26 protein-coding genes and 1 pseudogene are annotated in these 24,776 nt (G+C 32.4%); 12 read left to right on the top strand and 15 right to left on the bottom strand.

The window, feature by feature from the left end:
- Positions 1–119: 119 nt before the first annotated feature.
- The 5 genes from gldM to topA form a co-directional block, all read right to left on the bottom strand.
- Positions 120–1,655, bottom strand: a complete 1,536-nt coding sequence (gldM, locus tag ACKVOV_RS06070) for a gliding motility protein GldM (protein WP_409205868.1) — start codon at positions 1,653–1,655, stop codon at positions 120–122.
- A 48-nt stretch (positions 1,656–1,703) separates the two neighbouring features.
- On the bottom strand, positions 1,704–2,345 hold the full coding sequence (gldL, locus tag ACKVOV_RS06075) for a gliding motility protein GldL (protein ID WP_409205869.1): 642 nt from the start codon (positions 2,343–2,345) through the stop codon (positions 1,704–1,706).
- Between the two features lie 52 nt (positions 2,346–2,397).
- Positions 2,398–3,792, bottom strand: a complete 1,395-nt coding sequence (gene gldK / locus ACKVOV_RS06080; protein ID WP_409205870.1) for a gliding motility lipoprotein GldK — start codon at positions 3,790–3,792, stop codon at positions 2,398–2,400.
- Positions 3,793–3,935: 143 nt separating this feature from the next.
- Positions 3,936–5,081, bottom strand: coding sequence for a formimidoylglutamase (locus ACKVOV_RS06085; protein ID WP_409205871.1), 1,146 nt, complete (start codon positions 5,079–5,081; stop codon positions 3,936–3,938).
- A 3-nt stretch (positions 5,082–5,084) separates the two neighbouring features.
- Entirely contained in the window at positions 5,085–7,604 is a 2,520-nt protein-coding gene (topA, locus tag ACKVOV_RS06090) for a type I DNA topoisomerase (protein ID WP_409205872.1), read from the bottom strand.
- A 253-nt stretch (positions 7,605–7,857) separates the two neighbouring features.
- Here topA and miaB point away from each other — a divergent pair, with 253 nt between their 5' ends.
- From miaB to groL, 9 genes are all read left to right on the top strand, one after another.
- Positions 7,858–9,303 carry a tRNA (N6-isopentenyl adenosine(37)-C2)-methylthiotransferase MiaB gene (gene miaB / locus ACKVOV_RS06095; protein ID WP_409205873.1) on the top strand — a complete coding sequence of 482 codons (1,446 nt, stop codon included), beginning with the start codon at positions 7,858–7,860 and terminating at the stop codon, positions 9,301–9,303.
- Between the two features lie 12 nt (positions 9,304–9,315).
- Positions 9,316–9,819 carry a YcxB family protein gene (locus ACKVOV_RS06100; RefSeq protein WP_409205874.1) on the top strand — a complete coding sequence of 168 codons (504 nt, stop codon included), beginning with the start codon at positions 9,316–9,318 and terminating at the stop codon, positions 9,817–9,819.
- 1 nt (position 9,820) lies between these two features.
- Complete coding sequence (locus ACKVOV_RS06105; protein ID WP_409205875.1) at positions 9,821–9,943, top strand: hypothetical protein; 123 nt, start codon at positions 9,821–9,823, stop codon at positions 9,941–9,943.
- 65 nt (positions 9,944–10,008) lie between these two features.
- Positions 10,009–11,265: a sigma 54-interacting transcriptional regulator gene (locus ACKVOV_RS06110; RefSeq protein WP_409205876.1), complete on the top strand. Its 1,257-nt coding sequence runs from the start codon at positions 10,009–10,011 to the stop codon at positions 11,263–11,265.
- Between the two features lie 80 nt (positions 11,266–11,345).
- On the top strand, positions 11,346–11,849 hold the full coding sequence (locus ACKVOV_RS06115; RefSeq protein WP_409205877.1) for an LptE family protein: 504 nt from the start codon (positions 11,346–11,348) through the stop codon (positions 11,847–11,849).
- Between the two features lie 56 nt (positions 11,850–11,905).
- On the top strand, positions 11,906–12,754 hold the full coding sequence (locus ACKVOV_RS06120) for a tetratricopeptide repeat protein (RefSeq protein ID WP_409205878.1): 849 nt from the start codon (positions 11,906–11,908) through the stop codon (positions 12,752–12,754).
- A gap of 3 nt (positions 12,755–12,757) precedes the next feature.
- Positions 12,758–13,156, top strand: coding sequence for a preprotein translocase subunit SecG (gene secG / locus ACKVOV_RS06125; RefSeq protein ID WP_409205879.1), 399 nt, complete (start codon positions 12,758–12,760; stop codon positions 13,154–13,156).
- Between the two features lie 137 nt (positions 13,157–13,293).
- Positions 13,294–13,569 (top strand): co-chaperone GroES, encoded by a 276-nt coding sequence (gene groES / locus ACKVOV_RS06130; protein ID WP_409205880.1) that lies wholly within the window; start codon positions 13,294–13,296, stop codon positions 13,567–13,569.
- Positions 13,570–13,668: 99 nt separating this feature from the next.
- Positions 13,669–15,300, top strand: a complete 1,632-nt coding sequence (groL, locus tag ACKVOV_RS06135) for a chaperonin GroEL (protein ID WP_409205881.1) — start codon at positions 13,669–13,671, stop codon at positions 15,298–15,300.
- 76 nt (positions 15,301–15,376) lie between these two features.
- Here the strand turns inward: groL and ACKVOV_RS06140 are convergent.
- The 10 genes and pseudogenes from ACKVOV_RS06140 to xrtF form a co-directional block, all read right to left on the bottom strand.
- Positions 15,377–15,724, bottom strand: a pseudogene (locus tag ACKVOV_RS06140) (tail fiber domain-containing protein); the annotation flags it as partial.
- Between the two features lie 24 nt (positions 15,725–15,748).
- The gene (locus ACKVOV_RS06145) at positions 15,749–15,886 is read right to left on the bottom strand and encodes a hypothetical protein (RefSeq protein ID WP_409205882.1); all 138 of its coding nucleotides are present in this window, start codon (positions 15,884–15,886) and stop codon (positions 15,749–15,751) included.
- Positions 15,887–15,924: 38 nt separating this feature from the next.
- Positions 15,925–16,179 (bottom strand): hypothetical protein, encoded by a 255-nt coding sequence (locus tag ACKVOV_RS06150; protein WP_409205883.1) that lies wholly within the window; start codon positions 16,177–16,179, stop codon positions 15,925–15,927.
- A 66-nt stretch (positions 16,180–16,245) separates the two neighbouring features.
- Positions 16,246–16,926 (bottom strand): DedA family protein, encoded by a 681-nt coding sequence (locus ACKVOV_RS06155; protein ID WP_409205884.1) that lies wholly within the window; start codon positions 16,924–16,926, stop codon positions 16,246–16,248.
- Positions 16,927–17,010: 84 nt separating this feature from the next.
- On the bottom strand, positions 17,011–17,649 hold the full coding sequence (can, locus tag ACKVOV_RS06160) for a carbonate dehydratase (RefSeq protein ID WP_409205885.1): 639 nt from the start codon (positions 17,647–17,649) through the stop codon (positions 17,011–17,013).
- A 69-nt stretch (positions 17,650–17,718) separates the two neighbouring features.
- Positions 17,719–18,060: a heavy-metal-associated domain-containing protein gene (locus tag ACKVOV_RS06165; protein ID WP_409205886.1), complete on the bottom strand. Its 342-nt coding sequence runs from the start codon at positions 18,058–18,060 to the stop codon at positions 17,719–17,721.
- Between the two features lie 44 nt (positions 18,061–18,104).
- Entirely contained in the window at positions 18,105–20,111 is a 2,007-nt protein-coding gene (locus tag ACKVOV_RS06170; protein WP_409205887.1) for a TonB-dependent receptor plug domain-containing protein, read from the bottom strand.
- A gap of 51 nt (positions 20,112–20,162) precedes the next feature.
- The gene (locus ACKVOV_RS06175; protein ID WP_409205888.1) at positions 20,163–20,564 is read right to left on the bottom strand and encodes an HYC_CC_PP family protein; all 402 of its coding nucleotides are present in this window, start codon (positions 20,562–20,564) and stop codon (positions 20,163–20,165) included.
- Positions 20,565–20,617: 53 nt separating this feature from the next.
- Positions 20,618–21,058 (bottom strand): exosortase F system-associated membrane protein, encoded by a 441-nt coding sequence (locus tag ACKVOV_RS06180; RefSeq protein WP_409205889.1) that lies wholly within the window; start codon positions 21,056–21,058, stop codon positions 20,618–20,620.
- Positions 21,036–21,578 carry an exosortase family protein XrtF gene (xrtF, locus tag ACKVOV_RS06185; RefSeq protein WP_409205890.1) on the bottom strand — a complete coding sequence of 181 codons (543 nt, stop codon included), beginning with the start codon at positions 21,576–21,578 and terminating at the stop codon, positions 21,036–21,038. The genes ACKVOV_RS06180 and xrtF overlap by 23 nt, the downstream gene beginning before the upstream one ends.
- Before the next feature lie 72 nt (positions 21,579–21,650).
- Between xrtF and ACKVOV_RS06190 the strand changes: the two genes are divergently transcribed.
- From ACKVOV_RS06190 to ACKVOV_RS06200, 3 genes are all read left to right on the top strand, one after another.
- Positions 21,651–22,118 carry a GAF domain-containing protein gene (locus ACKVOV_RS06190; protein WP_409205891.1) on the top strand — a complete coding sequence of 156 codons (468 nt, stop codon included), beginning with the start codon at positions 21,651–21,653 and terminating at the stop codon, positions 22,116–22,118.
- A gap of 99 nt (positions 22,119–22,217) precedes the next feature.
- Positions 22,218–22,484: a 30S ribosomal protein S15 gene (gene rpsO, locus ACKVOV_RS06195; RefSeq protein WP_348076984.1), complete on the top strand. Its 267-nt coding sequence runs from the start codon at positions 22,218–22,220 to the stop codon at positions 22,482–22,484.
- Between the two features lie 141 nt (positions 22,485–22,625).
- Entirely contained in the window at positions 22,626–24,761 is a 2,136-nt protein-coding gene (locus tag ACKVOV_RS06200) for a polyribonucleotide nucleotidyltransferase (protein ID WP_409205892.1), read from the top strand.
- Positions 24,762–24,776: the final 15 nt, after the last annotated feature.

Below are 24,776 nucleotides of genomic sequence, written 5' to 3' on the forward strand. Positions count from 1 at the left end.
TAGACTGTGCAAAAGAAGTTGAACTTCCTGCAATAAAAATAATAACTAATAATAAATTTCTCCAATTCATAATTTTATAATTGTAAAGTTTATAGAACTAAAACGAAATTCTTAAACTATTATTGTACTTCGTATGTACAAGTTGAAACTCTTTTTGCAACTTGGTCTATACCTGAGAAGCTAGCTTTAATTTCAGAAATAACAACCACATCTCCTCTAGTTGCTCTATCAATTGCAGATCTTGCTCTAGCATCCATTTTATTTCCAGAAACTACTATTGTAGGTTGTCCAGGTACTTTAATATTAAATTGTGTTACGTTTACAGTTACTGGGAAATCGAAATCTTCCATAACAGCAGATATTGTACAAGACCCTAAGTTTCCTTTTTGTCTTTTTGCAGCAACCTCACCACGAATTTTTCCAGTAGGAGCAGGTAACCCTTTGATACGGAATTCTTTTTTATCAGAAACTACTTTACCATCAGGTAATTTAGCTGAAACATTAATCATTACTGAAGTTCCAGTACCAGCTTTTAAAACATATTTACCGTTACCTGTTTTAGACATTCCAGGAGCAGAAGCGTTTACATTGTTATCACCAACACCAGCAAATGAGATTGACATTGGGTTAGGAACACCACGATAAACCACATTCATTTTGTCTGCAGAGATAGTAGCTGAGTTAGGACGAGGTACTACTACATAAGTACCATCGAAAGGAAGTTCTATCTTTTTACCGTCTTCAGTAAAAGTAAATTTACCACCTAATTTTTGTTCACCAACAGCACCTGCAGTTTGATTAATCATTGCTTGTCCTGTTGCCTTATCTAAAATTGCACCAGTAACACCATCTGGTTTAGTATTTTCGTCATAACGACCTAAAACTACTTTACCTTTTACAGCTTCACCTTGAAAATAAGCACTTTTTTCTAAAACTACAATTGCTTTATAGTTGCTATAAGAAGCTGCAGCAACTGCCGCTTTTCCTAAAGCAGCACTATAAATGTCAGATTCTGCTTTTTTAACATCACTTTGCCAAGCAGATAATTTTGCTAATGAAGCAACTGCAGGGAATTTATCAAAATGATATTCAAGGTATTTAATTTTAATACCTTCTTTATTAGAAACGTCAGCTAAATCAAATTTATTAGTAATTTCAGATATAATATTTGAATATTTTTTATCTGAACAAGCTGCTTTCATATCAGCTTTATACTTTTCGATAGTAGCAACAATTTCTTTTCCTTTAGGAGAATATCCTTCACCTGTAAACCAAGCGTTGTCGATATTATCACCTTTATCCATTGCTTCGTAAGGCAATTTTCCAGTTTCTTTATCTTTTTCAACACCTGTAAGAACTGTTCCTTTAAGAGTTCCTATGTAATCATAAAACTTTTTAGTAATAGCTTCTACTTTATGAGCAGTTTGTGAAGCAACTAAGAATTCACCTTTAGCCTCAGCTGCTTTTGTATCCAATGAAGTTAGCATTTGCGCATTCATTGCATCAGAAGAAGTATTTGCACCTTCAAATTTTTCATTCATTAATCCAAAAGCTGATAATACTTCTTTGGACATATTCATTGCCAACATTGCGATAAAAACCAGATACATCAGGTTAATCATCTTCTGTCTAGGGGTTAATTTTCCTCCTGCCATTTTATTTTAAATTAGTTTTGTTAGTAAATAAATTTAGTTAAAAACTAATTATCCTTTGTTACTCATTGCAGAAAGCATACCACCATAAACATTGTTCAAAGAAGCAATATTAGATGTCATAGATTGCATTTGTTCTTTAAGTTTAGAAGCGTTATCAGCAATTTCGCTATTTGCTTGAGCATTACGAGTAGCACTTTCTAATTGAACTTTATATAAGCTATTTAATGATTCCATTTGAGCAGCTGCCATAGTCATTTCTTCAGCATATTTCTTTTGAGAAGATATAGAATCTACTGTTGGAGAAATTGCTTTTGCAGCTCCTTCAAAGTTTTTGATACTATTTCCTAAACTTGACATTAATTCTCCGTCAATTTTAGCTTCTTTTAACATTGCATCTAATTTTTGAGATAACAATCCTTGAGCATCTTCTTTCACTTCTTTTTTCTTATCAGAAGCCTGACCTCCAGCTAATTCAGGATAAACTAATGACCAATCTAAATCATGCTCAACAGGTTCAAATGCTGATAATGCGAAAATAAATGCTTCTGTTAATAATCCGATTGAAAGCATTAAAGTTCCTGTTAAAGGTCCTAATTCGAAGTGAGTAATTTTGAATAACGCTCCAACAATTACAACTGCTGCTCCCATACCGTAAGCGAAATTCATCGCTTTTTTGCTTAAAATTGCCATAATAATAAAATTTAGTTAAGTTAAATATAAAAAATAAAGTTTGGTTAATTAATTATTTTCCTGCATTTCCTGTTGCATCAGTTCCCATGTAATCTTGCAATGTACGGAAACCAATATAACTTCTTGCTGAATCTGCATATTCGAAATCACGAGTACCTACTTGTAAGTAATACGCAACATCTTTCCAAGAACCGCCACGGGTTACTTTACGCATGTTTTTAAGATCATTTACATTTGGATTCATTGTAGAAACATATTCATAAGCAGATGGATCATAAGATGAATCCGTCCATTCAGCTACATTTCCAGACATATTATATAAGTTGTAATCATTTGGCTCATAAGACTGAGCTTCAACAGTATACAAAGCTTGATCTGCCGCATAATCCCCACGACATGGCTTGAAGTTAGCTAAATAACAACCTCTATCATTTCTAGCATAAGGACCACCCCAAGGATAAGTTCCTGATTCTATACCTCCACGAGCCGCATATTCCCATTCTGCTTCTGTAGGCAAACGGAAAGTATTTACTTGATTTCTTCCTCTTTGTTTTTTAACAAATGAATTTTTATATAAAGTTCTCCAAGCACAGAATGCTTTAGCTTGTTTCCAACTAACCCCTACTACAGGATATTCGCTGTAAGCTTGGTGCCAGAAATAATCATTATGCATTGGCTCATTGTAAGAGTATGCGAAATCTTTAATCCAAACTGTTGTATCTGGATAGATTTTAACTTCTTCTTTACGAATAAATTCTTTACGTTTTCCTTTTTTTGCTTTTGCTGCCGCTTGAATATCCATCCATGAGTAACGGAATTTCAATTTTTCTACATCAAGAGTTCTTAGACCATTATACGCCTCTTCTGAAGGAATATACATAGAATCCATAACCTCTGTATATTTATCATCTGGATATTGACCAGTTTGCCATTTCAAAGCAACCTTATGATTTAACTTTCTTCCCGCATACGGATCATCTCCTGAACCAACACTATAATAGTTATCATACATATACTTATCATATACGCTCATATTTGTCGTGTCAGCATCAACAAATGCATAATCCGCAATACTACCACCTTTTTTAGAAGATTTAGATTTAGGATCATTTTTTTCACCTAACTCATCTGCTAAAATAGCTAAACGCGTTCTAACAATTGAGTCTCTTACCCAGTAAACATACTGTCTGTACTCGCTATTTGTTATTTCTGTTTCATCCATGTAAAACGAACGAACAGTCACTGTTTTAGTTGGAGCATCTTGGACATTTGCTAAATCATCATCAGATTTCCCCATGATAAAAGCACCACCTGGCACTAATGTCATTCCGAAGGGCTTTTCTGTATGCCAAGCTTTACCTTTAACTCCTACAAGCTCTCCTTTGTCTCCTGAACCGCAGCTGTATAAAAATGAAACCAGTACTGCTAATAAAATGAACTTCTTCATATAAATTTGGGTTAAGTATATATTCATAACTTTTAAGGGCGTAAACCTATTTATTTATTTTCAAAAAAACAATTTTTTTATTAAAAAAACCTTAAAAAAATGAAAAATAGTTCGTTTTACGCTTATTTTGTAATATTATAAAATTAAATTATATTTTTTCTTTGAGCTTTCCACCATCTTTCGGGCACATCTCCTGAACAAGCAGCTAAATAATCTTCATGCATACATGGCAATAACGTCGTTTTTTTTAACTTATTGTTTTGTAATGACAGGAAAGGAATTTCAATCCACCATCTCTCTGTAATATTGCTCTTGTAAAAAACAAGCTCGTCTTCCAGAGTTACTATATATTTAATATAATTCTCTTTTGTTCCAAATGGGTATTCGTTAGATCGGAAATGAAATCCTTCAACAAAATACCATATTATTTGTGCTATTAAAATTGATTCTTGTCTAGTATTTTTATGATTAAAAATACCAAAAGAACTTACTTTATCACTAATTCCAGCATATCTTGATAAAGAGCAAATTTCTTTGCCTGAAAAACCATTAGGCACAAATGTAGCAAAATTCCCTGAATCTGAAGATTTCACTGATAATAAATCAACACTCACCAAATCTGCATCACGAAAAACAGGTTCTGCAATCGATGGATTACTACAAACCTCACCTAAACGATAAGCATCAAAATATAATTTCTCTATTAAATCTATTTCCTCTTGTGCGTTAAAATAAGTTTGAAAACCTATATTACTATAATTAAATAGATTGTTTGGCTCATCGACAATCATTTTTGTTAAATAAGATTCAGATTTCAAACCATTATCTCTAGAAAAATCAAATGTACTATCTATTGAAACCACATTAACCATTTGTTCTAACAAATCATAAGCTCGATACATTGCGTAAGTCAAATCTTGAGAGCCTCCTATAACAATTGGGACCACTTTATTCTTAATAAGATAAGCTACAGCAGTTTTTAGAACGTAATAAGTATCGTCTAATGATTCCCCAGCCACAATATTCCCTAAATCGACGATTTGTTTTTGCCAATTACCCTGAAATAAACTATAAAATTCCTTTCTTATGTGAGATACATCAACAATTTCGTTTGTATCGCCCAATCCTCGATTTTCTAAAACTCCAATTATTGCAATTGATGCGTTTTCAATATTTGGAAATTCAGTATTAGTATGAAATACAACTTTCTTACCCAAAGTTTGTGGTGACAATCCTTGAATAAATTCTAAAAAACTTTCGTCTAATGGTTGTAAAAAATCGAATGCCATATCTTATTTCTTTTTAGCAACTGTTTTCTTTGCTGCAGGTTTTTTAGCTGTTGCTGCTTTTTTAACTGGCGCTTTTTTTACAGGAGTTTTCTTAGCAATCATTTCTTGCACTTCTTCCAATGTTAATTTTGTAGCATCAACATCTTTGCTCAATTCGATTTTTATTTTTCCTTTGGTAATTTCAGATCTTCCCCAACGTGCTTTTTGAACCAAAATTCCTTCAGCTTCCCAATTATGAATTACCTTATCTATATTTTTTTGGATTTTATCTTCAATAATTGTTTCAATATCCTGTTGTGACAAATTATTAAAATCGTATTTTGTACTTACATTGATAAAAATACCATTCCATTTTAAGAATGGACCAAAACGACCCGTTCCTTTTTGAACACCTTCTCCTTTATAAACTGCCACTGGCGCATCAGCCAATAATTTTTCATCTATTAATTCTTGCGCACGTGCCAAATCTACATTTAAAGGTTCTTCTCCTTTTGGTAATGATACAAACGTGGTTCCGAAACGAATAAAAGGACCATAACGTCCGTTTGAAACCTCGACTTCTTCTCCTTTGTATGTACCTAAGTTTTTCGGAAGTAAAAATAAATTTAAAACCTCTTCTAAAGTTACATTGCCTATATTTTGCTCTTTCAATAAACTTGCAAATGTTTTTTCTTCGTCATCAGCGGCACCAATTTGAGCCATGGGTCCAAATTTACCCAAACGAACAGAAACTGGTTTTCCAGATTTTGGATCTATTCCAAGAATTCTTTCGCCCGATTCTCTATCGGCATTTGCTTCAACATCTTTCACCGTTGGGTGAAATTTATCATAAAAATCTTGCATCATTTTTGCCCATTGAATATTTCCTTCGGCAATTTCGTCGAAATCTTGTTCAACTTTGGCAGTGAAATTATAATCTAAAATATTATCAAAATTCTTAACTAAGAAATCGGTCACAATTGTTCCAATATCTGTAGGAACTAATTTTCCTTTATCAGACCCTGTATTTTCTTTGAGCAACTTCTCTCCTACTTTACCAGATTGAAGTGTCAATTGCGTGTAATTTCTTTCTTGACCTTCTAAATTCCCTTTTTCAACATAATTTCTATTTATAATTGTAGAAATTGTTGGCGCATAAGTAGATGGTCTACCAATACCTAATTCTTCTAGTTTTTTTACCAAAGAAGCTTCGGTATATCTTGCTGCAGCACGAGAATATCTTTCGGTAGCTGTAATATAATTATTAATTAATTTTTCATTTACTTTCATCGAAGGCAACATACCTTCTTGCTCTTCTTCGTCATCATCATGACCTTCTAAATATACTTTTAGAAATCCTTCAAATTTGATAACTTCTCCAGAAGCAGTAAAAATTTCTGAATGATTATTAGCTTCAATCTTAACATTTGTTCTTTCCAACTCCGCATCACTCATTTGGGAAGCCAATGTTCTTTTCCAAATCAAATCATACAAACGCGCTTGATCACGATCTATATTTACGGTGTGACGAGACATATCGGTTGGACGAATTGCTTCGTGTGCTTCTTGCGCTCCTTTGCTTTTATTTACAAAAGTTCGGGGTTTAGCATATTCTTTTCCGTACGATTTGATGATTTCCGCTTGCGCTGCTTCCATCGCATCTTTAGATAAATTTACACTATCCGTTCTCATGTATGTAATTAATCCAGCTTCGTACAAACGTTGTGCTAATTGCATGGTAATTCCAACTGGCAAATACAATTTACGAGCCGCTTCTTGTTGCAGAGTCGAAGTAGTAAATGGCCCTGCAGGTGTTTTTTTGGTAGGTTTTGTTTCTAAATCCCCTACCTTATATATAGAACCTATATTTTTATTTAAAAAATCTTCGGCTTCTTTTTTTGTATTAAAATTCTTAGGCAGTTTTGCTTTGAATGATTTTCCAGCTTCGTTAACAAATTCGGCTTGAACAGAATAAGTAGCAACAGGTTTAAAATTGATGATTTCTCTTTCTCTTTCTACTATTAATCGAACCGAAACCGATTGTACCCGACCAGCTGACAATCCTCCTTTTATTTTTCTCCACAATACCGGCGATAATTCGTAACCTACTAATCTGTCTAAAACACGACGTGCTTGTTGTGCATTAACTAAATTATAATCTATTTCACGTGGATTTTCGATTGCTTTAAGAATGGCGTTTTTTGTAATTTCATGAAAAACAATACGCTTTGTTTTTTTAGGATCCAGCTTTAACTCTTCAGCAAGATGCCAAGAAATTGCTTCTCCCTCGCGATCCTCATCGGAAGCTAACCAAACCATATCGGCATTTTTAGCTAAAGTCTTTAGTTTAGAAACCAATGCTTTTTTATCGGCAGAAACTTCATATTTGGGTTTAAAACCATTTAACACATCGACACCAATTTCTTTAGAAGGCAAGTCGGCAATATGGCCATAACTTGATTCTACTTGAAAATCTGCTCCAAGAAATTTTTCGATTGTTTTTGCCTTTGCAGGTGATTCGACTATTACTAAATTCTTTGCCATTGCTTTTTTATTTCTTCGGCAAAAGTAGAAGTTTTTTTTATATAATGTCTTTTTGGGTTCGTTTTTAGAAAAATTTTCTTTTTGGACTGGATATTTTAGCCCCGACAGTAGTGGCATCCTTTTGCTTTTTTCTTTAAAAAGCAAAAGATATAGCGAATGGCGGGAATAGCTCCTAATAAAAAAAATGTTAAATAAAAACTGCCATCTTGTCAGATTTTTTGTTTTGCACTATCTTTGCTCAAGAATTTGACTTATGGAAAAGATTATCGAAGAAAGCAAACAAGGCGAAAATCTTGTTTTAGAAAATAAACCCGAGAATACTAAAAAGCTTTTTATAGAAAGTTATGGTTGTGCCATGAATTTTTCGGACTCGGAAATTGTAGCGTCTATCCTTTCTGGAAATGGCTATAATACTACAAATGTTTTGGAAGAAGCCGATTTGGTTTTAGTAAACACTTGTTCGATTCGGGATAAAGCAGAGCAAACTATTCGTAAGCGTTTGGAAAAATATAATGCAGTAAAACGTATTAATCCGAAGATGAAAGTGGGAGTTTTAGGCTGTATGGCGGAGCGTTTGAAAGACAAATTTCTAGAAGAAGAGAAAATTGTTGATCTTGTTGTAGGTCCTGATGCTTATAAAGATTTACCTAATTTATTGAACGAAGTAGAAGAAGGTCGTGATGCTATAAATGTGATTTTAAGCAAAGATGAAACCTACGGAGACATTTCTCCCGTTCGACTAATGAGTAACGGAATTACGGCACTAGTTTCCATTACCCGTGGTTGCGATAATATGTGTACGTTTTGTGTAGTTCCTTTTACTCGAGGGCGTGAGCGTAGCCGTGAACCGCAAAGCATTATGGCTGAAATTCAAGATTTGTGGGATAAAGGTTTTAAGGAAATTACGCTTTTAGGACAGAATGTAGATAGTTACCTCTGGTATGGTGGTGGATTGAAAAAAGATTTCACCAATGCGACTGAAATGCAAAAAGCAACTGCTGTCGATTTTGATCAATTATTAGAAATGGTTGCCGTTGGCTTTCCGAAGATGAGAATTCGATTTTCGACATCCAATCCTCAGGATATGCATGAAAGTGTTTTGCATGTAATTGCTAAACACTCTAATATATGTAAGCATATTCATTTGCCTGTTCAATCCGGCAGTAATCGTATATTAAAGGAAATGAATCGTTTGCATACGCGTGAAGAATATATGATTTTGATTGATAAAATTAGAGCAATTATTCCAAATGCTTCGATTTCGCAAGATATGATTGCTGGTTTCCCTACCGAAACCGAAGAAGATCATCAAGACACTATGAGTTTGATGGAATATGTAAAGTATAATTTTGGTTATATGTACAGTTATTCAGAACGTCCAGGAACATTGGCTGGAAGAAAAATGGAAGATGACGTTACTGAAGAAACAAAAGCCAGAAGATTGCAAGAAATTGTCGATTTGCAACAAAAACACGCTTGGTTGCGTAGTGAAGAATTCATAGGTCAAACAGTAGAGGTTTTGGTTGAAAAAATGTCGAAAAAATCGACAGAAGAATTTTCAGGAAGAAACTCACAAAGTATTACGGTGGTTTTCCCTAAAGAGAATTATAAAATTGGTCATTTTGTAAATGTAAAAATTGAAAGTTGCACAAGTGGAACTTTGAAAGGAATTGCAGTTGGTTTGAGTGGAATGAATTAATTTAAATATAAAATGGACAAAGAAACAATAATTATAAAACAGTCATTTCCAATCAAAGAATATTTTATTGCAACGTTTAATATACTGACCAATAAAATAGTAATATGGTTTTTTGGGGTTATTTATTTTTTTATTTTACTCGTTTTTATATTGTTTCTAATAGCCGAAACGAATAAAACTGAAATATTGTCTTCCTCATATGTCACTTTCCTCTACCCTTTTTTCTTACTATTTGCATTATATATTGGCGTTAGAATGCAACTAAACAATCCAAAATTAAAAGAGAATATTCTTCAAATTATTTCCAAAGAAAACTATTGCCAAAAAGGGGAAACGTTTGAAATTAAATATTTCTGGAACGATTTTATAAAAATAGAGGAAATCAAGAATTCATTTTTGCTTTATATCTCAAAAAAGAAAGCCATAATCATTTTGAAGAAAGACCTAAAAGACAATCAATACAACGAATTAAAAGAACTTATTAATTCATTAAATATAAAAAAAAGCTTAAAATAAGATGTCTAAAAAAAACATAATCATGGCAATAATTGCATTTGTAGTAGGATTTTCTATTACATTTTATGTCGTTAGAACTTATTTTCCAAAACACAAAATTGAGGAAACAACCAATCTAAAATAGATTGTTGCTATAATGAATAATTTACTCAATTTAAACTTGTGTAATTATTGATAAAAGAAAAAACTATGGAATCAGTACAGTCAATAAAACAGCGATTCGAGATTATAGGAAATGATCCCAAATTGAATCGTGCTATAGAAAAAGCTATTCAGGTTGCACCTACAGATATTTCGGTATTGGTAGCTGGTGAAAGTGGTGTGGGAAAAGAAAATATTCCAAGAATAATTCATTCGCTTTCGCACAGAAAACACGGGAAATACATTGCTGTAAACTGTGGTGCTATTCCCGAAGGAACCATAGATAGTGAACTTTTTGGACATGAAAAAGGCGCTTTTACGGGAGCAACAGGAACTCGTGAAGGTTATTTTGAAGTAGCTGATGGTGGAACTATTTTCCTAGATGAAGTAGGTGAATTACCTCTAACAACACAAGTTCGTTTGCTTCGTGTTTTAGAAAATGGCGAGTTTATAAAAGTAGGTTCATCGCAAGTACAAAAAACCAATGTTCGAATTGTGGCTGCAACCAATGTTAATTTATTTGATGCTATCGAAAAAGGAAAATTTCGTGAAGATTTATATTACCGATTAAGTACCGTAGACATATTATTACCACCTTTACGAGACAGAAAGGATGATATTCATTTATTATTCAGAAAATTTGCTGCTGATTTTGCCCATAAATACAAAATGCCTCCTTTAAGATTAGATGACAATGCCGTTTCCGTTTTACAAAAATTTCGTTGGTCAGGAAACATTCGTCAACTACGTAATATGGCCGAACAAATTTCAGTTTTAGAAACTAATCGTGACATTTCAGGTAACACTTTATTATCTTATTTACCGCAAGAAGGAAGCAATTTACCTTCAGTTATTAAGAATAAAAAGTCGGAAAGCGACTTTTCAACCGAAAGAGATATTTTATACAAAGTCCTTTTCGATATGAAAAGTGATTTGCACGATTTAAAGAAACTAACATTAGAATTGATGAAAAATGGTTCGGCAAAAGTGCAAGAGATTAACACCAATTTAATTCAAAAAATATACGGTTCTAAGGAAACTGACAGCGAAATTTCGTTTGAAGAAGAACCAAGAAATACAGCCTTCAATAACCATAATGAAGAAAATGACTTTGAAGAAAGTGAAGATAATTATTTATTTGCTGAAACTATCGAAGAGGAAGAGGTATTAAAGCTTGAACAAAGAGAAATTGAAATGATTAAAAAATCATTAGAAAAAAACAAAGGAAAACGCAAAGCTGCTGCAGATGAATTAGGTATTTCCGAAAGAACTTTATACCGAAAAATAAAACAGTTTGATCTTTAGTTGATAATAAATAATTGATAATTATTTTAATATCTTTGACCCGATCGTTAGCGAACTGGCGAAGTAATTTTTTAATAAAAATGAATAAAATAAAATACATAATTTTAATTTCCTCCTTTTTTTTACTTCAATCCTGTTCAGTTTATAACTTTACTGGAACTGGAAAAATTGATGCAAAAACTTTTCAAGTAGGTTATTTCCAAAATGTTTCAGAATTAATAGAACCAGGCATAGACAGGGATTTTACACGTCGTTTACAAGATTTAATTCAAAATCAGACCAACTTAAATTTAACATCAACTGATGGAGATTTAGTTTACGAAGGCGAGATTGTAGATTACCGAATTAGCCCAATGACTGCCACAGCAGATTTAACTGCAGCCCAAAGTAGATTGTCTATAACTGTAAACTTAAGATTTTCAAATAAAAAGAAACCCGAAGAAGATTTCGAAAAACGATTTACTTTTTATGATGATTATGATGGCAATAATTTACCAACAGGAGCACAATTAAAGAAGTCGTTAGACATTATTTTCGAACGTATATCTCAAGATATGTTTAACGCTACATTAGCAAAATGGTAACAAAATATTGATTTATTTATTTGGTTAACCGATTAAATAAATAACCTATAAACTAGATGAACGTAACAGAATACACTTATTTAATAAACAACCCTAATGCCGTCAATGACAGGCAAATCATTGCTTTGGAAAAAATTCTGCATGATTTTCCTTATTTTCAAAGCGCTAGAAGTTTACATTTAAAAGGTTTATACAAACAAGGTAGTTTCAAATATAATTCGGAATTAAAAAAAACAGCGGCTTTTACGACCGATAGGACTATTCTATTTGATTTAATTACTTCCGAAAATTTTGAAGGCATTCAAAAAGGTTATTTTGAAGAAAAAGAAGCAAAAATTCATGATATAAAAGTTATTGACAGTAAAATTATAGATGTTATTACGGTAGAAAAACCAGAAGTGAGCAAACTCGAAAAATCGATAATCTCATCAATAACCGAAGCCAATCAAGATATTAAAGAAGAAAGTACTCCTAAAGAAATTGAAAAATTAACCGTTGAAGAAAATTTAGAAATAGGAAAACCTCTTATATTTAATAATTCCGAAACACATTCGTTTCAAGAATGGTTGCAATTAGCTAAAATAAAACCAATTACTAGGGAAGAAAGTGTTCTTGTGGAAAATAATTTATCTTCAAAACTAGATATTATAGACAAATTTATAGAAGCTAATCCTAAAATTCCGCCTATAAAAAAAGAAGCTTCAACACCAGTTATTCCTATAAAAACAGAAGACAACTCTTATCTAATGACCGAAACTTTAGCTAAGGTTTATTTAGAACAAAAAAAATATAGTAAAGCAATTCAAGCTTATGAGATATTAATTTTGAAATATCCAGAAAAATTTACTTTCTTTGCAGACCGAATTTCGGATATAAAAACGTTACAACAAAATAATAATAGTTAAACAATGAGCACATTTACAATTTTTTTAGTCTTAATAACAATAGTTTGTTTCTTACTTATCGTAGTCATTATGGTTCAAAACCCTAAAGGAGGCGGATTATCTTCTTCTATAAGTGGATCGACTCAAATGGGTGGTGTACAAAAAACAACAGACTTTTTAGATAAAAGTACTTGGTATCTTGGAGCTGCATTAATTGTATTAATTTTAATGTCTAGTTTAAGCTTTAATGGAGGAAACAGCGATACTGGTTCAAAAATAATTGATGATAGCGCCGTTACAGCGCCAGCAATTCCAACTGCTCCACAAGCAACTCCAGCAGCCGCAAAAACCGAAACAAAACCAACTGAAACACCTGCTACTACGGAAGCTGCAAAACCAGCAACAGAAGAAGCTAAAAAATAGTTTTTTACAAAATACAAATTAAAATGCCAGCCTGTCAATGCTGGCATTTTTTATAAGAAAAATTGTCAGTTCTAGTTATATGGCATAATTTCTGAAAAGAAAATAACATCATTAAAATAACACAAACATATATTATTATGGCATTAAATATCAAACCACTTTCAGACAGAGTTCTTATCGAGCCAGTAGCTGCAGAAACGAAAACAGCTTCAGGAATTTTTATTCCAGATACAGCAAAAGAGAAACCACAAAAAGGAGCAGTTGTAGCAGTTGGAAACGGTAAAAAGGACGAACCACTTACTGTAAAAGTAGGAGATACTGTTTTATATGGCAAATACGCTGGTACAGAATTAAAACTTGAAGGAAAAGATTATTTGATTATGCGTGAAGAAGACATTCTTGCGATAATTTAATCCCACTTTCCATAAATTATTAAATCCTAAAAAGGAAGTAAAATATACACATTACAAAACTTGAAAAATTAAACTTTCAAAAATTAACAAAAATTAGAAATGGCAAAAAATATAAAATTTGATATAGAAGCACGTGACGGATTAAAACGTGGTGTTGATGCATTAGCAAACGCAGTAAAAGTAACTCTTGGACCAAAAGGACGTAATGTAATTATTGGCAAGTCATTCGGTGGGCCAACCGTTACAAAAGACGGAGTTACCGTTGCAAAAGAAATAGAGCTGCAAGATCCTTTAGAAAATATGGGAGCACAAATGGTTAAAGAAGTAGCTTCGAAAACAAATGATTTGGCAGGAGACGGAACTACAACAGCAACAGTTTTGGCACAAGCAATTGTAAAAGAAGGTTTAAAAAATGTGGCTGCTGGAGCAAATCCAATGGACTTGAAAAGAGGAATTGACAAAGCAGTTGAAGCAATTGTTGCCGATTTGACCAAACAAGCAAAAGTAGTTGGAAGTGATTCCGATAAAATAAAACAAATTGCTTCTATTTCTGCAAATAACGATGATGTTATTGGAGAATTAATCGCTAATGCTTTTGCAAAAGTAGGAAAAGAAGGAGTTATCACGGTTGAAGAAGCTAAAGGAACAGATACTTATGTAGACGTTGTGGAAGGAATGCAGTTTGACAGAGGATATTTATCTCCTTATTTTGTTACCAATCCAGAAAAAATGGAAGCAGAATTAGAGAGCCCTTACATTCTTTTATACGACAAAAAAGTTTCTTCTTTAAAAGAATTATTGCCAGTTTTAGAGCCTGTAGCACAATCTGGAAAACCATTATTAATTATTGCTGAAGATGTAGATGGTGAAGCCTTATCTACATTGGTGGTAAATAAATTACGTGGTGCCTTAAAAATTGCTGCTGTAAAAGCACCAGGTTTTGGAGACAGAAGAAAAGCTATGCTAGAAGATATTGCAATCTTAACTGGCGGAACTGTAATCTCTGAAGAAAGAGGGTTTACTTTAGAAAATACTACTCTCGAAATGTTAGGAACTGCAAAAAGAGTGACTATCGATAAAGATAACACAACAATTGTAAGTGGCGCTGGAGAGGCTGATATGATTAAAAATCGTGTTAATCAAATAAAAGGTCAAATGGAAGCTTCAACTTCTGAATATGACAAAGAAAAATTGCAAGAACGTTTGGCTAAATTAGCTGGTGGAGTTGCGGTTCTTTATGTTGGTGCTGCTTCTGAAGTAGAAATGAAAGAGAAAAAAGACAGAGTTGACGATGCTTTACATGCAACTCGTGCAGCAGTTGAAGAAGGAATTGTTGCTGGTGGTGGTGTTGCATTATTGAGAGCTAAAAATGTATTAAAAAACATTAAAGCGGATAATGCTGACGAAGCTAAAGGAATTCAAATTGTATCTCGAGCTGTAGAAGCTCCATTAAGAACCATTGTAGAAAATGCAGGTCTTGAAGGTTCTGTAGTGGTTGCAAAAGTAGCTGAAGGAAAAGGTGATTTTGGTTACAATGCTAAAACTGATGAATATGTAGATATGCTAAAAGCAGGAATTATCGACCCGAAAAAAGTAACTCGTGTAGCATTAGAAAATGCAGCTTCTGTTGCAGGAATGATTCTTACTACCGAATGTGCTTTAGTAGAAATAAAAGAAGAAAACGCTGTTGGTGGCGGACAAATGGGTGGCGGTATGCCAGGCATGATGTAATATTAGTCAAAGTGATAAATATAAAAAATCCGTCTCCAATGAGACGGATTTTTTTATTCTATTTTTATTATAAAAACTATTTTTCTAATTTATGAGTAGAATTAGTCAATAATACTTTAATTGCATCTACTTCAGCTTTCAACAAATTATATTCTGTTTTTATCTTTTTTAATTCAGCTAATTCTTTTTGAAGATCCACTATTTGAACCTGTTGCTCTTTAATGGCATTCAGATATGAAATAAGAATAGCATGTATATTAAGATTTAAGTAACCATCTTCATCTGTGCCAACTGCTTCAGGGAATATTTTTTGAACTTCTTGTGCAGAAAACCCAATTTGTTGTGTGTTCAAAACCTGTTCTTTAAAAATACGGTTACCTACATTTTTGTAATGATAAACAATAGGGTTCAATTGTAATAATTCTTTTAATCCTTTATTATATGACCCCTAAATGTTTTTTAGTCGCTCATCGGAAACAATTGTCCATGTATTAGTACCAGGTTTACGACCTTGATCTAGGCTTAGTTCGAAAATACCAAGAGGATTAGTAGTACCAATTCCTAAACGATTATTTTTAATTCTCATAACTTCACCAAAACCATTTACACCAAAACCAATTATCCCTACCGAAGGGTGAAAAAACCTGTTTGATCACCGTTGTACCAAGTATAATCAGGATTTGTAGCGGTAGAAAAAATATCATTCCCTCGAATATAAGCTGCTGAAGTAGACCCGCTAAAAGTAGTTGTTGTAGCAGAAAACACAGCATTGCCCACTAAATGCAAATTAGCAAAAGGAGTTGTGGTACCAATCCCAACCTGAGACTGCATAATAGTGAACCAAAATAAACAGGCTATTAGTAAACAATTCTTTTTCATAATAGTTTTTTCGCAAAGAAAATGAAATAAAATAAACTTTGCTCAAAATTATTTTTTATTAAAAAACTATTCTCCTATATGTACTCTTTTCTTAAGCAATTTTATTAAAACAGGGAAAGTAGTTAATGCAATAATTCCAATTACTATGTATTCGATATAATGTTTTAAATCTATATGAAATTTTTCTAAAAACAATTGATACAAATAATGTCCCGAAAAAATCATAGCAAACGCCCACAAAATAGATCCTAAAATATTAAAAAACATAAAGCTCTTTTTATTCATACCCACAATACATGCAATAATAGGCGTAAACGTTCTTACTATTGGTATAAAACGCGCAAAAATAATGGCTTTGTTTCCGTATTTATCAAAGAAATCTTTTGCATCAAGCAAGTATTTCTTTTTAAATAAAAAATTATCTTTTCGATTGTATAAATATGTTCCACTTTTTGAACCAAACCAATAACCAAACATGTTACCTGTGATTCCCATAAGAGCTACTAATAATGCCAACATAGAAACGTTTAGAAAATCATTTCCAAATGATATTTGTTGCATTAATGTTTCGCTATAAATACCCGCCAAAAACAACAAGCTATCTCCTGGCAGAAAAAAACCTGCCAACAATCCTGTTTCAGCAAAAATTATAAACAGTACTACAATTAAGCCAATTTTAATCCCATTAAATTCTAATAAAATATAAAATTCTGGGTTAAAAAGCTGTTTCCAATCAAAGTTATTCATGTAGTAAATATAAATGTTTTATTTTAAAAAAGCGAATGTACCACAATTAGCACATTCGCCCAATTTAAATATATTAATGTTGTATTAAATGTTAAGCTGATATACATCGTCTAAATCATCATTCGAACTGTAATTTACACCCAAATCTGTAACAAAACCAGAATTTAATCCATAAACCCAACCGTGTAAATACAATTCTTGACCATTTTGCCATGCGGCTTGAACAATTGATGTTTTTGCTAAATCAGATACTTGTTCTTTTACATTCAGTTCAACAAAACGATTAAATCGTTCATTTTCATTCTCAATATCGTCTAATTCACCTTTATGATGACGGTATACATCTTTTATATGACGAATCCAATTGTCGATAATCCCAATAGAATCATTACTCATAGCTGCTTTTACGCCACCACAACCATAATGTCCGCAAACTAAGACATGTTTTACTTTTAACACATTTACCGCATAATCTAATACACTCAACATATTCATATCACTATGAACAACCATATTTGCAATATTTCTATGTACAAAAACATCACCTGGTTTTGCACCTATAATTTCATTTGCAGGCACACGACTGTCCGAACAACCTATCCAAAGTAATGGTGGCGTTTGTGTTTGGGATAAATCTTTGAAATAATTGACATCAATTTTTAACTGAGTTTCAACCCATTTTTTATTGTTGTCTAATATCTTTTCGTAAAAATCGTTACTCATAACTTTATGTTTTTCCTTGCGAATTTACATAAAAAAACTCCTTGAAGTGAATCAAGGAGTTTAATTTTTTTATCGTTCATATTTACAACAAGTATGCAAATTATCATAGTCCTTATCTGTTGCTTTTACAGCATCTGTATCATGACCTGCTTTTGCAATAGTTTTTTCTACATCAAGCACAGTACTTTTCTCTTCGTTCAAAATAAGATTTAGCTTATGCGTTTCTATACTCCAAACAGCAGATTTTACTCCTGGGACACTTAAGGCCGCTTTTTGAATTCGTTTCTGACATTGTTCGCAATTACCATTTACCTCAATGGTATATTTGGCATTTTTATTCTTTTTTACTTCTTGTGCATTTAAAGTAAAACCTAGAAAGGTTACTAATAAAACTAAAATTATATTTTTCATTTTTTTTATATTTTTATTGATTTAGACAAGTTGTCTGATATTAATTATTTAACCTTAAATCGCAAACCTGCATAATACATTTGTCCAAAAACTGGAGCATATACAATACTACTATCAAAACTTGTTCCAAAAGGATTATCTGCTCCTAAAATAGCTTTTTCCTGTTTGTAATTACCGATATTTTCGCCACCAGCATACATTTCAAATCTCGAAGAAAAAGTTCTTGTAATTTGCGCATTCATCAACGAATAAGATTTAGAAAAATCTGTCAATCTATCCTTGATAGGATTTGTTGTTGTGTTTGGCAATTGTTGTTTCCCAATCCAGTTAAAAGTGTAATCAAATTTCCATTGTTGCCCTTTTTCTTTAATATGTGTTTCAAATTCTAAGTTTCCAAAAAAGCGTTGTTGTGCTTGTAAAGGTCGTTGAAAATTACCCGAATTATAATCGGTTTTATTATCATAAAATTTATAGGATGTTCTCAAATTTAAATGTTTTATAATTTCTAAATTAAATTCGAATTGCAAACTATTAGCAAATGATTTCCCTTTCAAATTATAAAAATCAACTTGTTGTGCACTTTGAAATAAATCGACAACGACTTGATTCTGAAAATCAGTTCTATAAAAATCTACCGAAACATCGGCACTTTTATTAAAAATGTGAAATTTTTGTAAAAACCCAGTACCATAATTCCATGCTATTTCAGGATTCAATCCATAAATTTTTCCTGAATTATCTAGAATGTTAAAACTTCTTGAACTTCCGAAAAGTTGCTGATTCTCGGCAAAAATATTTGCTGAACGTTTTCCTCTCCCTGCTGAAAATCTTAAAACACCGTCTTTCCAAGGATTATATCTCGCATGAAGTCGTGGTGTTGCAAAAAATCCGAGTCGATTCTGATAATCTAATCTTCCACCCAAAATAATGCTGAAATTATCGGTATTATCATACGTATATTCGAAAAAAGCACCGAGAGAATTGTCTTTTCGGCTGTAATCATTGGTGTTTACAAATTCCTTGTATTCATCGGAAGTAAAATTTAAACCCGTAGAGAATTTATTCAGAGTGTTGCTAATTATCGAATTGAAAATTAGGTTCGAATAAAAACTATTTTGTTTAATATCGTATTGTGTCAAACCAAAGTAAGACTCTTGATTATGCGAATTATAAGCATTCTGAAAACCGATGCTTTGAAAAGGCATTTCAGGCCAAACATATCCAATTTTCGACGAAAAATCGAAACGCTGCGTATTTATTTCCGAACCCCAATGATTTGTTGTTAATTTATCTGTATTTGGATTAAAATCGACCTGACCGGTTTGCTTTTCGTCATTCATATATCTAAAATTTAAAAAGCTAACCCAACCTTTTTCGGCATCGGTATATTGCCAACGATTTAGAATATTTATTTGATTTCCTAACGGATTGTCTAGAAAACCATCATTATTCATGTCGTTTTTAGACAGTCGATTATTTCCGTGAACGAATAAACTCGTTGCCCATTTGTCAGACAACTTTTTATTCAAATGAGTATTAATTTCCATTCTAGAGTCGGAAGAACCATATACATTCAGAAAAAACGGAATGTCCTTTATTGGCTTAAGTAATTCGGTATTTATTTGTCCTGAAATACTTTCGTATCCATTAATTACGCTTCCTGCACCTTTTGTAATTTGGATACTTTCTACCCAAGTTCCAGGTGTAAATGACAATCCGTAAGCTTGAGATGCACCACGAACAGAAGGAATGTTTTCTTCGGTAATTAATAAATATGGACTTGTAAGTCCAAGCATTTTTATTTGCTTGGTTCCTGTTAAAGCATCGGAAAAATTAACATCGATTGATGGATTTGTCTCGAAGCTTTCGGCCAAATTACAACAGGCTGCTTTTAGCAATTCGTGGCTAGATAAAACCGTTGTATTGGTTGTTTTAAGTAATGATTTTTGAAGTTTTTTTCGTTGCGCTTCTATTTTTACAGCTTGTAAAGTATCTTGTGCAAAAACGGGAAACGAGAACAAAACAACAAAAAACAAAATTATATTTTTCATTGTAATTTATTTAATGTTTAAAATTCGATGAGTTCGATTAAAACATTAAAATTAGGCGTAAAAAATGAGTTGGCAATTCCGCTTAAAAATAGGTGGCGCATTTGCATTGCAGGTATAAGAAACTATTCTGCGATTTTCGAAAACAGGTTTTTCACCAAAAACAATAGGCTTCCATTCTTGAAAAACAAATGGAGTATCAATTTGAAATGAGACTAATTTTACAATTGAATTGTCTGATTTTTTATCAAATTTTAATACTTTATCATTGCAACAATTTGATTTTTTTTCGACAACTCCGCAACAACTATCTTCAGTATTTTGGTTAAAAAACGGATTCTTTAAAGATACAGAAGCAATTTCGCCTCCACAATAATGCACATTAAAAGCCAATCCAACATTGGAAACCAATAGTAGCACTGCTAATAAAATACTTATGTGTTTTCTGATTCTCACTTCGCAAAGTTAAGTAATTAATTGATCGTCAAAAGCCAATGATTTGTTATTTTTTATTCTGATTTTTTCTGAAAATAAAATGCGGGAATAAAAAGCAAAATAAAAATAGGCTGAATAATAAATCTTCTGATATAAAAAAGTGTCATTTTATGACTTTCGTCTAAAAAATTTAAAACGATATAAAAACCAATTATCAATAGAACGAAAAACAATAGATATAAAACAGAGACGAATTTAATCAAATTCAAATCTTTAAAAATAACATACAAAATAGCCAACGAGATTATTGTGTTAAGAAAATATCTAAATAATAAACTCAAACATAACTTTTTATATTCTGTTTCAGGATAAATAGATGCGTTTTCATTTTTAAAAAAATCCAGAAATGGATCATAAAACAACTCATTTTCGAAAATACGAACTAGTGCTAATAATCCAATTAGAAAAATCAATTGAGTGATTTTGAATTTATTATTTAGTAGCTTTTGTAGCATATTTCGAAAATTTATTAATCCAAATTATCCACAAAATAAATACTGCTCCATAAATTATCAGCGGAAAAATCACACCATGCAAAATATGTTCTTGCGCTGGATAATAATACATTAAAACACTTAAAATTATAATTCGTAATATATTTAGAAAGTAAATAAATAAACTTCCACCTAAAATAAAAACCAATGTTTGTTTCAGCTTTCCCGAAAAGGCAATTATAAAAGAAATGAATAAAATAATGACGCTGATAGCATTACAACCTTCAATAATTTTAGCGGTGATCTTATTATTATAAACAATATTATAATCCATATAATTTCTAACAACTGACAACTTTACGCCTATTAAATTTGACAATTTCTCTGTTAATACTGAAACGTTTTCAGTTATTCCATCTATACAATCATCACAAGAAGTTCCTATATAAATTCTATAAACAAAGGTAAATGTAAAATACGCCAAGAAAAATTTCCCTAGAAAAAGCAAAAAAGGTTTGTATTGAGTGAAATATTTTTTCAAAATGAAATTTTTAACAAATTTATATAAAAATTAAAACTAGCTTTTAAATACTTTTGCAGAAAATTAAAAACCATGACTTTCGAAGCATTAAAACCAAAAGTAATTGAAATTACAATAAATACATCTCTTTCTAGAGATGAAAAATTATTAAAAGTTTGTGAACTGTTAGAGAAAAACATAGCTTACTACACTTGGGTTGGTTTTTACTTTGCTAATCACGAAACAAAAACCTTACATCTTGGCCCATATGTTGGTGCGGCTACAGATCATACGGTAATTCCTTTTGGGAAAGGAATTTGCGGACAAGTAGCGGTTTCTAACGAAAACTTTGTTGTGCCAGATGTTGCGGCACAGGATAATTATATTGCTTGTAGCTTTACTGTAAAATCGGAAATTGTTGTACCACTATTTGTTGATGGAAAAAATATCGGGCAAATAGATATCGATTCTAATGTATTAGATCCTTTTACTGAAGCTGATGAAAAATTTTTAGAGTTTGTAAATCAGGAAATTGCGAAACTATTTAGTACAAAAAAATAATTTTGCAATTCATGATTCATAATTCATAATTATTTTTTACTTTTGCACTCGAATACGATATACGTATTTATACATCCTAATCATTTAAAAGATATTAAAATGTACTTAACTAAAGAAGTTAAAGAAGAAATCTTCGCTAAACACGGAGAAAAAACAAACACAGGTAAATCTGAAGCTCAAATCGCTTTATTTACATTTAGAATCAGCCACTTAACTGAGCACTTGAAAAAAAATCGTCACGATTATAATACAGAACGTTCATTAGTTCTTTTAGTAGGTAAAAGAAGATCTTTACTAGATTACTTAAAGAAAACTGAGATTAACAGATACCGTGAGATTATCAAAGAATTGAATATCAGAAAATAATCAATAATAAAGAGGTGCGAAAGTGCCTCTTTTTGTTTTTACGCATATATAGAAAAAGTTTAGTTTTTCATTGGGTTTTAGGCAATAACTACACAACAACAACACAACTAAAACCCATGTTTAACTGAAAAGGAAAAATTTATGATTCCACAATTATTTGTAGAAAAAATCGATTTAGGTGATGGAAGAAGCATCACAATCGAGACAGGTCGTTTAGCCAAACAAGCTGACGGATCTGTAGTAGTAAGAATTGGGAAAACTGTTATTTTAGGTACAGTTGTTTCCGCAAGAAAAGCAAGTCCAGGTATCGATTTCTTACCACTTACGGTAGATTATCGTGAAAAATTTGCAGCAGCAGGTCGTTTTCCTGGTGGTTTCTTTAAAAGAGAAGCGCGTCCAAGCGACAATGAAGTATTAACAATGAGATTAGTTGACCGTGTTTTACGTCCACTTTTCCCAAGTGATTATCACGCAGAAACTCAGGTAATGATTCAACTTATGTCTCATGATGATGATGTTATGCCAGATGCACTTGCAGGATTAGCAGCTTCAGCAGCACTTGCTTTATCTGACATTCCTTTCGAAACTTTAATTTCTGAAGCTAGAGTTGGAAGAGTTGATGGAAAATTCATCATCAACCCATCTCGTGCTCAATTAGAATTGTCTGACATAGACATGATGATTGGAGCTTCAACCGATTCTATCGCAATGGTAGAAGGAGAAATGAAAGAAATTTCGGAAGCAGAAATGGTTGAGGCTATTAAATTTGCTCACGAACACATTAAAGTACAAATTGCTGCACAAGAAAGATTAGCAGCTGCTTTTGGTAAAAAAGCAGTTCGTACTTACGAAAACGAAAAATCTGACGAGGCTATTTACGCAAAAGTAAAGGCAGCAGCTTATGATAAAATTTACAATATTGCAAAAGTAGGTTCTGCTAAACACGAACGTTCTGCTGCATTTGATGTTGTAAAAGAAGAAGTAAAAGCTTTATTTACAGAAGAAGAATTAGCAGAAAATGGTGATCTAGTAGGGAAATACTTCTACAAAGTTAACAAAGAAGCTGTTCGTAATGTAACTTTAGATTTAGGAACTCGTCTTGATGGAAGAAAAACTACAGAAATTAGACCTATCTGGTGTGAAGTAGATTATTTACCATCGGTTCACGGTTCAGCATTATTTACTCGTGGAGAAACTCAAGCATTGGCAACAGCAACTTTAGGAACTTCTAGAGAAGCTAACCAAATTGATTCGCCATCTGAACAAGGAGAAGAAAAATTCTATTTACACTATAATTTTCCACCATTTTCTACAGGAGAAGCTCGCCCGTTAAGAGGAACTTCAAGAAGAGAAGTTGGTCACGGAAACTTGGCACAAAGAGCATTAAAAAACATGATTCCTGCTGATTGTCCTTATACAATTCGTGTGGTTTCTGAAGTATTAGAATCTAATGGTTCATCTTCGATGGCTACTGTTTGCGCTGGTACATTATCATTAATGGATGCGGGTATTCAAATGATTCGCCCAGTTTCTGGAATTGCAATGGGATTGATTACTGATGGTGATCGTTTTGCGGTTTTATCTGATATTCTTGGTGATGAAGATCATTTAGGAGATATGGATTTCAAGGTAACTGGAACTTCTGAAGGAATTACAGCTTGTCAAATGGATATTAAAATCGACGGATTGAAATATGAAATCATGGAGCAAGCTTTAGCTCAAGCTCGTGATGGTCGTTTACATATCTTAGGGAAACTAACAGAAGTATTGGCAACTCCAAAAACTGATGTTAAGGTTTATGCTCCAAAAATTATCATGAGAACTATTCCTGGTAACTTTATTGGTGCTTTAATTGGACCTGGTGGAAAAGTAATTCAAGAATTACAAAAAGCTACTGGAACAACGATTGTTATTAACGAAGTTGACGAACAAGGTGTTGTAGAAATCTTAGGAACTGATCCAGATGGAATTGCAGCTGTTTTAGCTAAAATTGACTCAATCATCTTCAAACCTACAGTAGGTGAAGCTTATGAAGTAAAAGTGATTAAAATGTTAGATTTTGGAGCGGTTGTAGAATATACAGCAGCGCCAGGAAATGAAGTTTTATTACACGTTTCTGAATTAGCTTGGGAACGTACTGAAAATGTTGCTGATGTTGTAAACATGGGTGATGTATTTATGGTTAAATATCTAGGTTTAGATCCTAAAACTCGTAAAGAAAAAGTTTCTAGAAAAGCCTTGATGCCAAGACCTCCACGTGAGGAGAAAAAAGAGTAATCAGATCTTATAGTT

The organism is Flavobacterium sp. (assembly GCF_046153165.1).
Taxonomy (GTDB): Bacteria; Bacteroidota; Bacteroidia; order Flavobacteriales; family Flavobacteriaceae; genus Flavobacterium.

Excerpts from the sequence above, each read along its gene's own strand:
- gldM (WP_409205868.1), bottom strand. The coding sequence starts at position 1,655 with ATGGCAGGAGGAAAATTAACCCCTAGACAGAAGATGATTAACCTGATG.
- gldL (WP_409205869.1), bottom strand. The coding sequence starts at position 2,345 with ATGGCAATTTTAAGCAAAAAAGCGATGAATTTCGCTTACGGTATGGGA.
- gldK (WP_409205870.1), bottom strand. The coding sequence starts at position 3,792 with ATGAAGAAGTTCATTTTATTAGCAGTACTGGTTTCATTTTTATACAGC.
- ACKVOV_RS06085 (WP_409205871.1), bottom strand. The coding sequence starts at position 5,081 with ATGGCATTCGATTTTTTACAACCATTAGACGAAAGTTTTTTAGAATTT.
- topA (WP_409205872.1), bottom strand. The coding sequence starts at position 7,604 with ATGGCAAAGAATTTAGTAATAGTCGAATCACCTGCAAAGGCAAAAACA.
- miaB (WP_409205873.1), top strand. The coding sequence starts at position 7,858 with ATGGAAAAGATTATCGAAGAAAGCAAACAAGGCGAAAATCTTGTTTTA.
- ACKVOV_RS06100 (WP_409205874.1), top strand. The coding sequence starts at position 9,316 with ATGGACAAAGAAACAATAATTATAAAACAGTCATTTCCAATCAAAGAA.
- ACKVOV_RS06105 (WP_409205875.1), top strand. The coding sequence starts at position 9,821 with ATGTCTAAAAAAAACATAATCATGGCAATAATTGCATTTGTAGTAGGA.
- ACKVOV_RS06110 (WP_409205876.1), top strand. The coding sequence starts at position 10,009 with ATGGAATCAGTACAGTCAATAAAACAGCGATTCGAGATTATAGGAAAT.
- ACKVOV_RS06115 (WP_409205877.1), top strand. The coding sequence starts at position 11,346 with ATGAATAAAATAAAATACATAATTTTAATTTCCTCCTTTTTTTTACTT.
- ACKVOV_RS06120 (WP_409205878.1), top strand. The coding sequence starts at position 11,906 with ATGAACGTAACAGAATACACTTATTTAATAAACAACCCTAATGCCGTC.
- secG (WP_409205879.1), top strand. The coding sequence starts at position 12,758 with ATGAGCACATTTACAATTTTTTTAGTCTTAATAACAATAGTTTGTTTC.
- groES (WP_409205880.1), top strand. The coding sequence starts at position 13,294 with ATGGCATTAAATATCAAACCACTTTCAGACAGAGTTCTTATCGAGCCA.
- groL (WP_409205881.1), top strand. The coding sequence starts at position 13,669 with ATGGCAAAAAATATAAAATTTGATATAGAAGCACGTGACGGATTAAAA.
- ACKVOV_RS06145 (WP_409205882.1), bottom strand. The coding sequence starts at position 15,886 with ATGAGAATTAAAAATAATCGTTTAGGAATTGGTACTACTAATCCTCTT.
- ACKVOV_RS06150 (WP_409205883.1), bottom strand. The coding sequence starts at position 16,179 with ATGAAAAAGAATTGTTTACTAATAGCCTGTTTATTTTGGTTCACTATT.
- ACKVOV_RS06155 (WP_409205884.1), bottom strand. The coding sequence starts at position 16,926 with ATGAATAACTTTGATTGGAAACAGCTTTTTAACCCAGAATTTTATATT.
- can (WP_409205885.1), bottom strand. The coding sequence starts at position 17,649 with ATGAGTAACGATTTTTACGAAAAGATATTAGACAACAATAAAAAATGG.
- ACKVOV_RS06165 (WP_409205886.1), bottom strand. The coding sequence starts at position 18,060 with ATGAAAAATATAATTTTAGTTTTATTAGTAACCTTTCTAGGTTTTACT.
- ACKVOV_RS06170 (WP_409205887.1), bottom strand. The coding sequence starts at position 20,111 with ATGAAAAATATAATTTTGTTTTTTGTTGTTTTGTTCTCGTTTCCCGTT.
- ACKVOV_RS06180 (WP_409205889.1), bottom strand. The coding sequence starts at position 21,058 with ATGCTACAAAAGCTACTAAATAATAAATTCAAAATCACTCAATTGATT.
- ACKVOV_RS06190 (WP_409205891.1), top strand. The coding sequence starts at position 21,651 with ATGACTTTCGAAGCATTAAAACCAAAAGTAATTGAAATTACAATAAAT.
- rpsO (WP_348076984.1), top strand. The coding sequence starts at position 22,218 with ATGTACTTAACTAAAGAAGTTAAAGAAGAAATCTTCGCTAAACACGGA.
- ACKVOV_RS06200 (WP_409205892.1), top strand. The coding sequence starts at position 22,626 with ATGATTCCACAATTATTTGTAGAAAAAATCGATTTAGGTGATGGAAGA.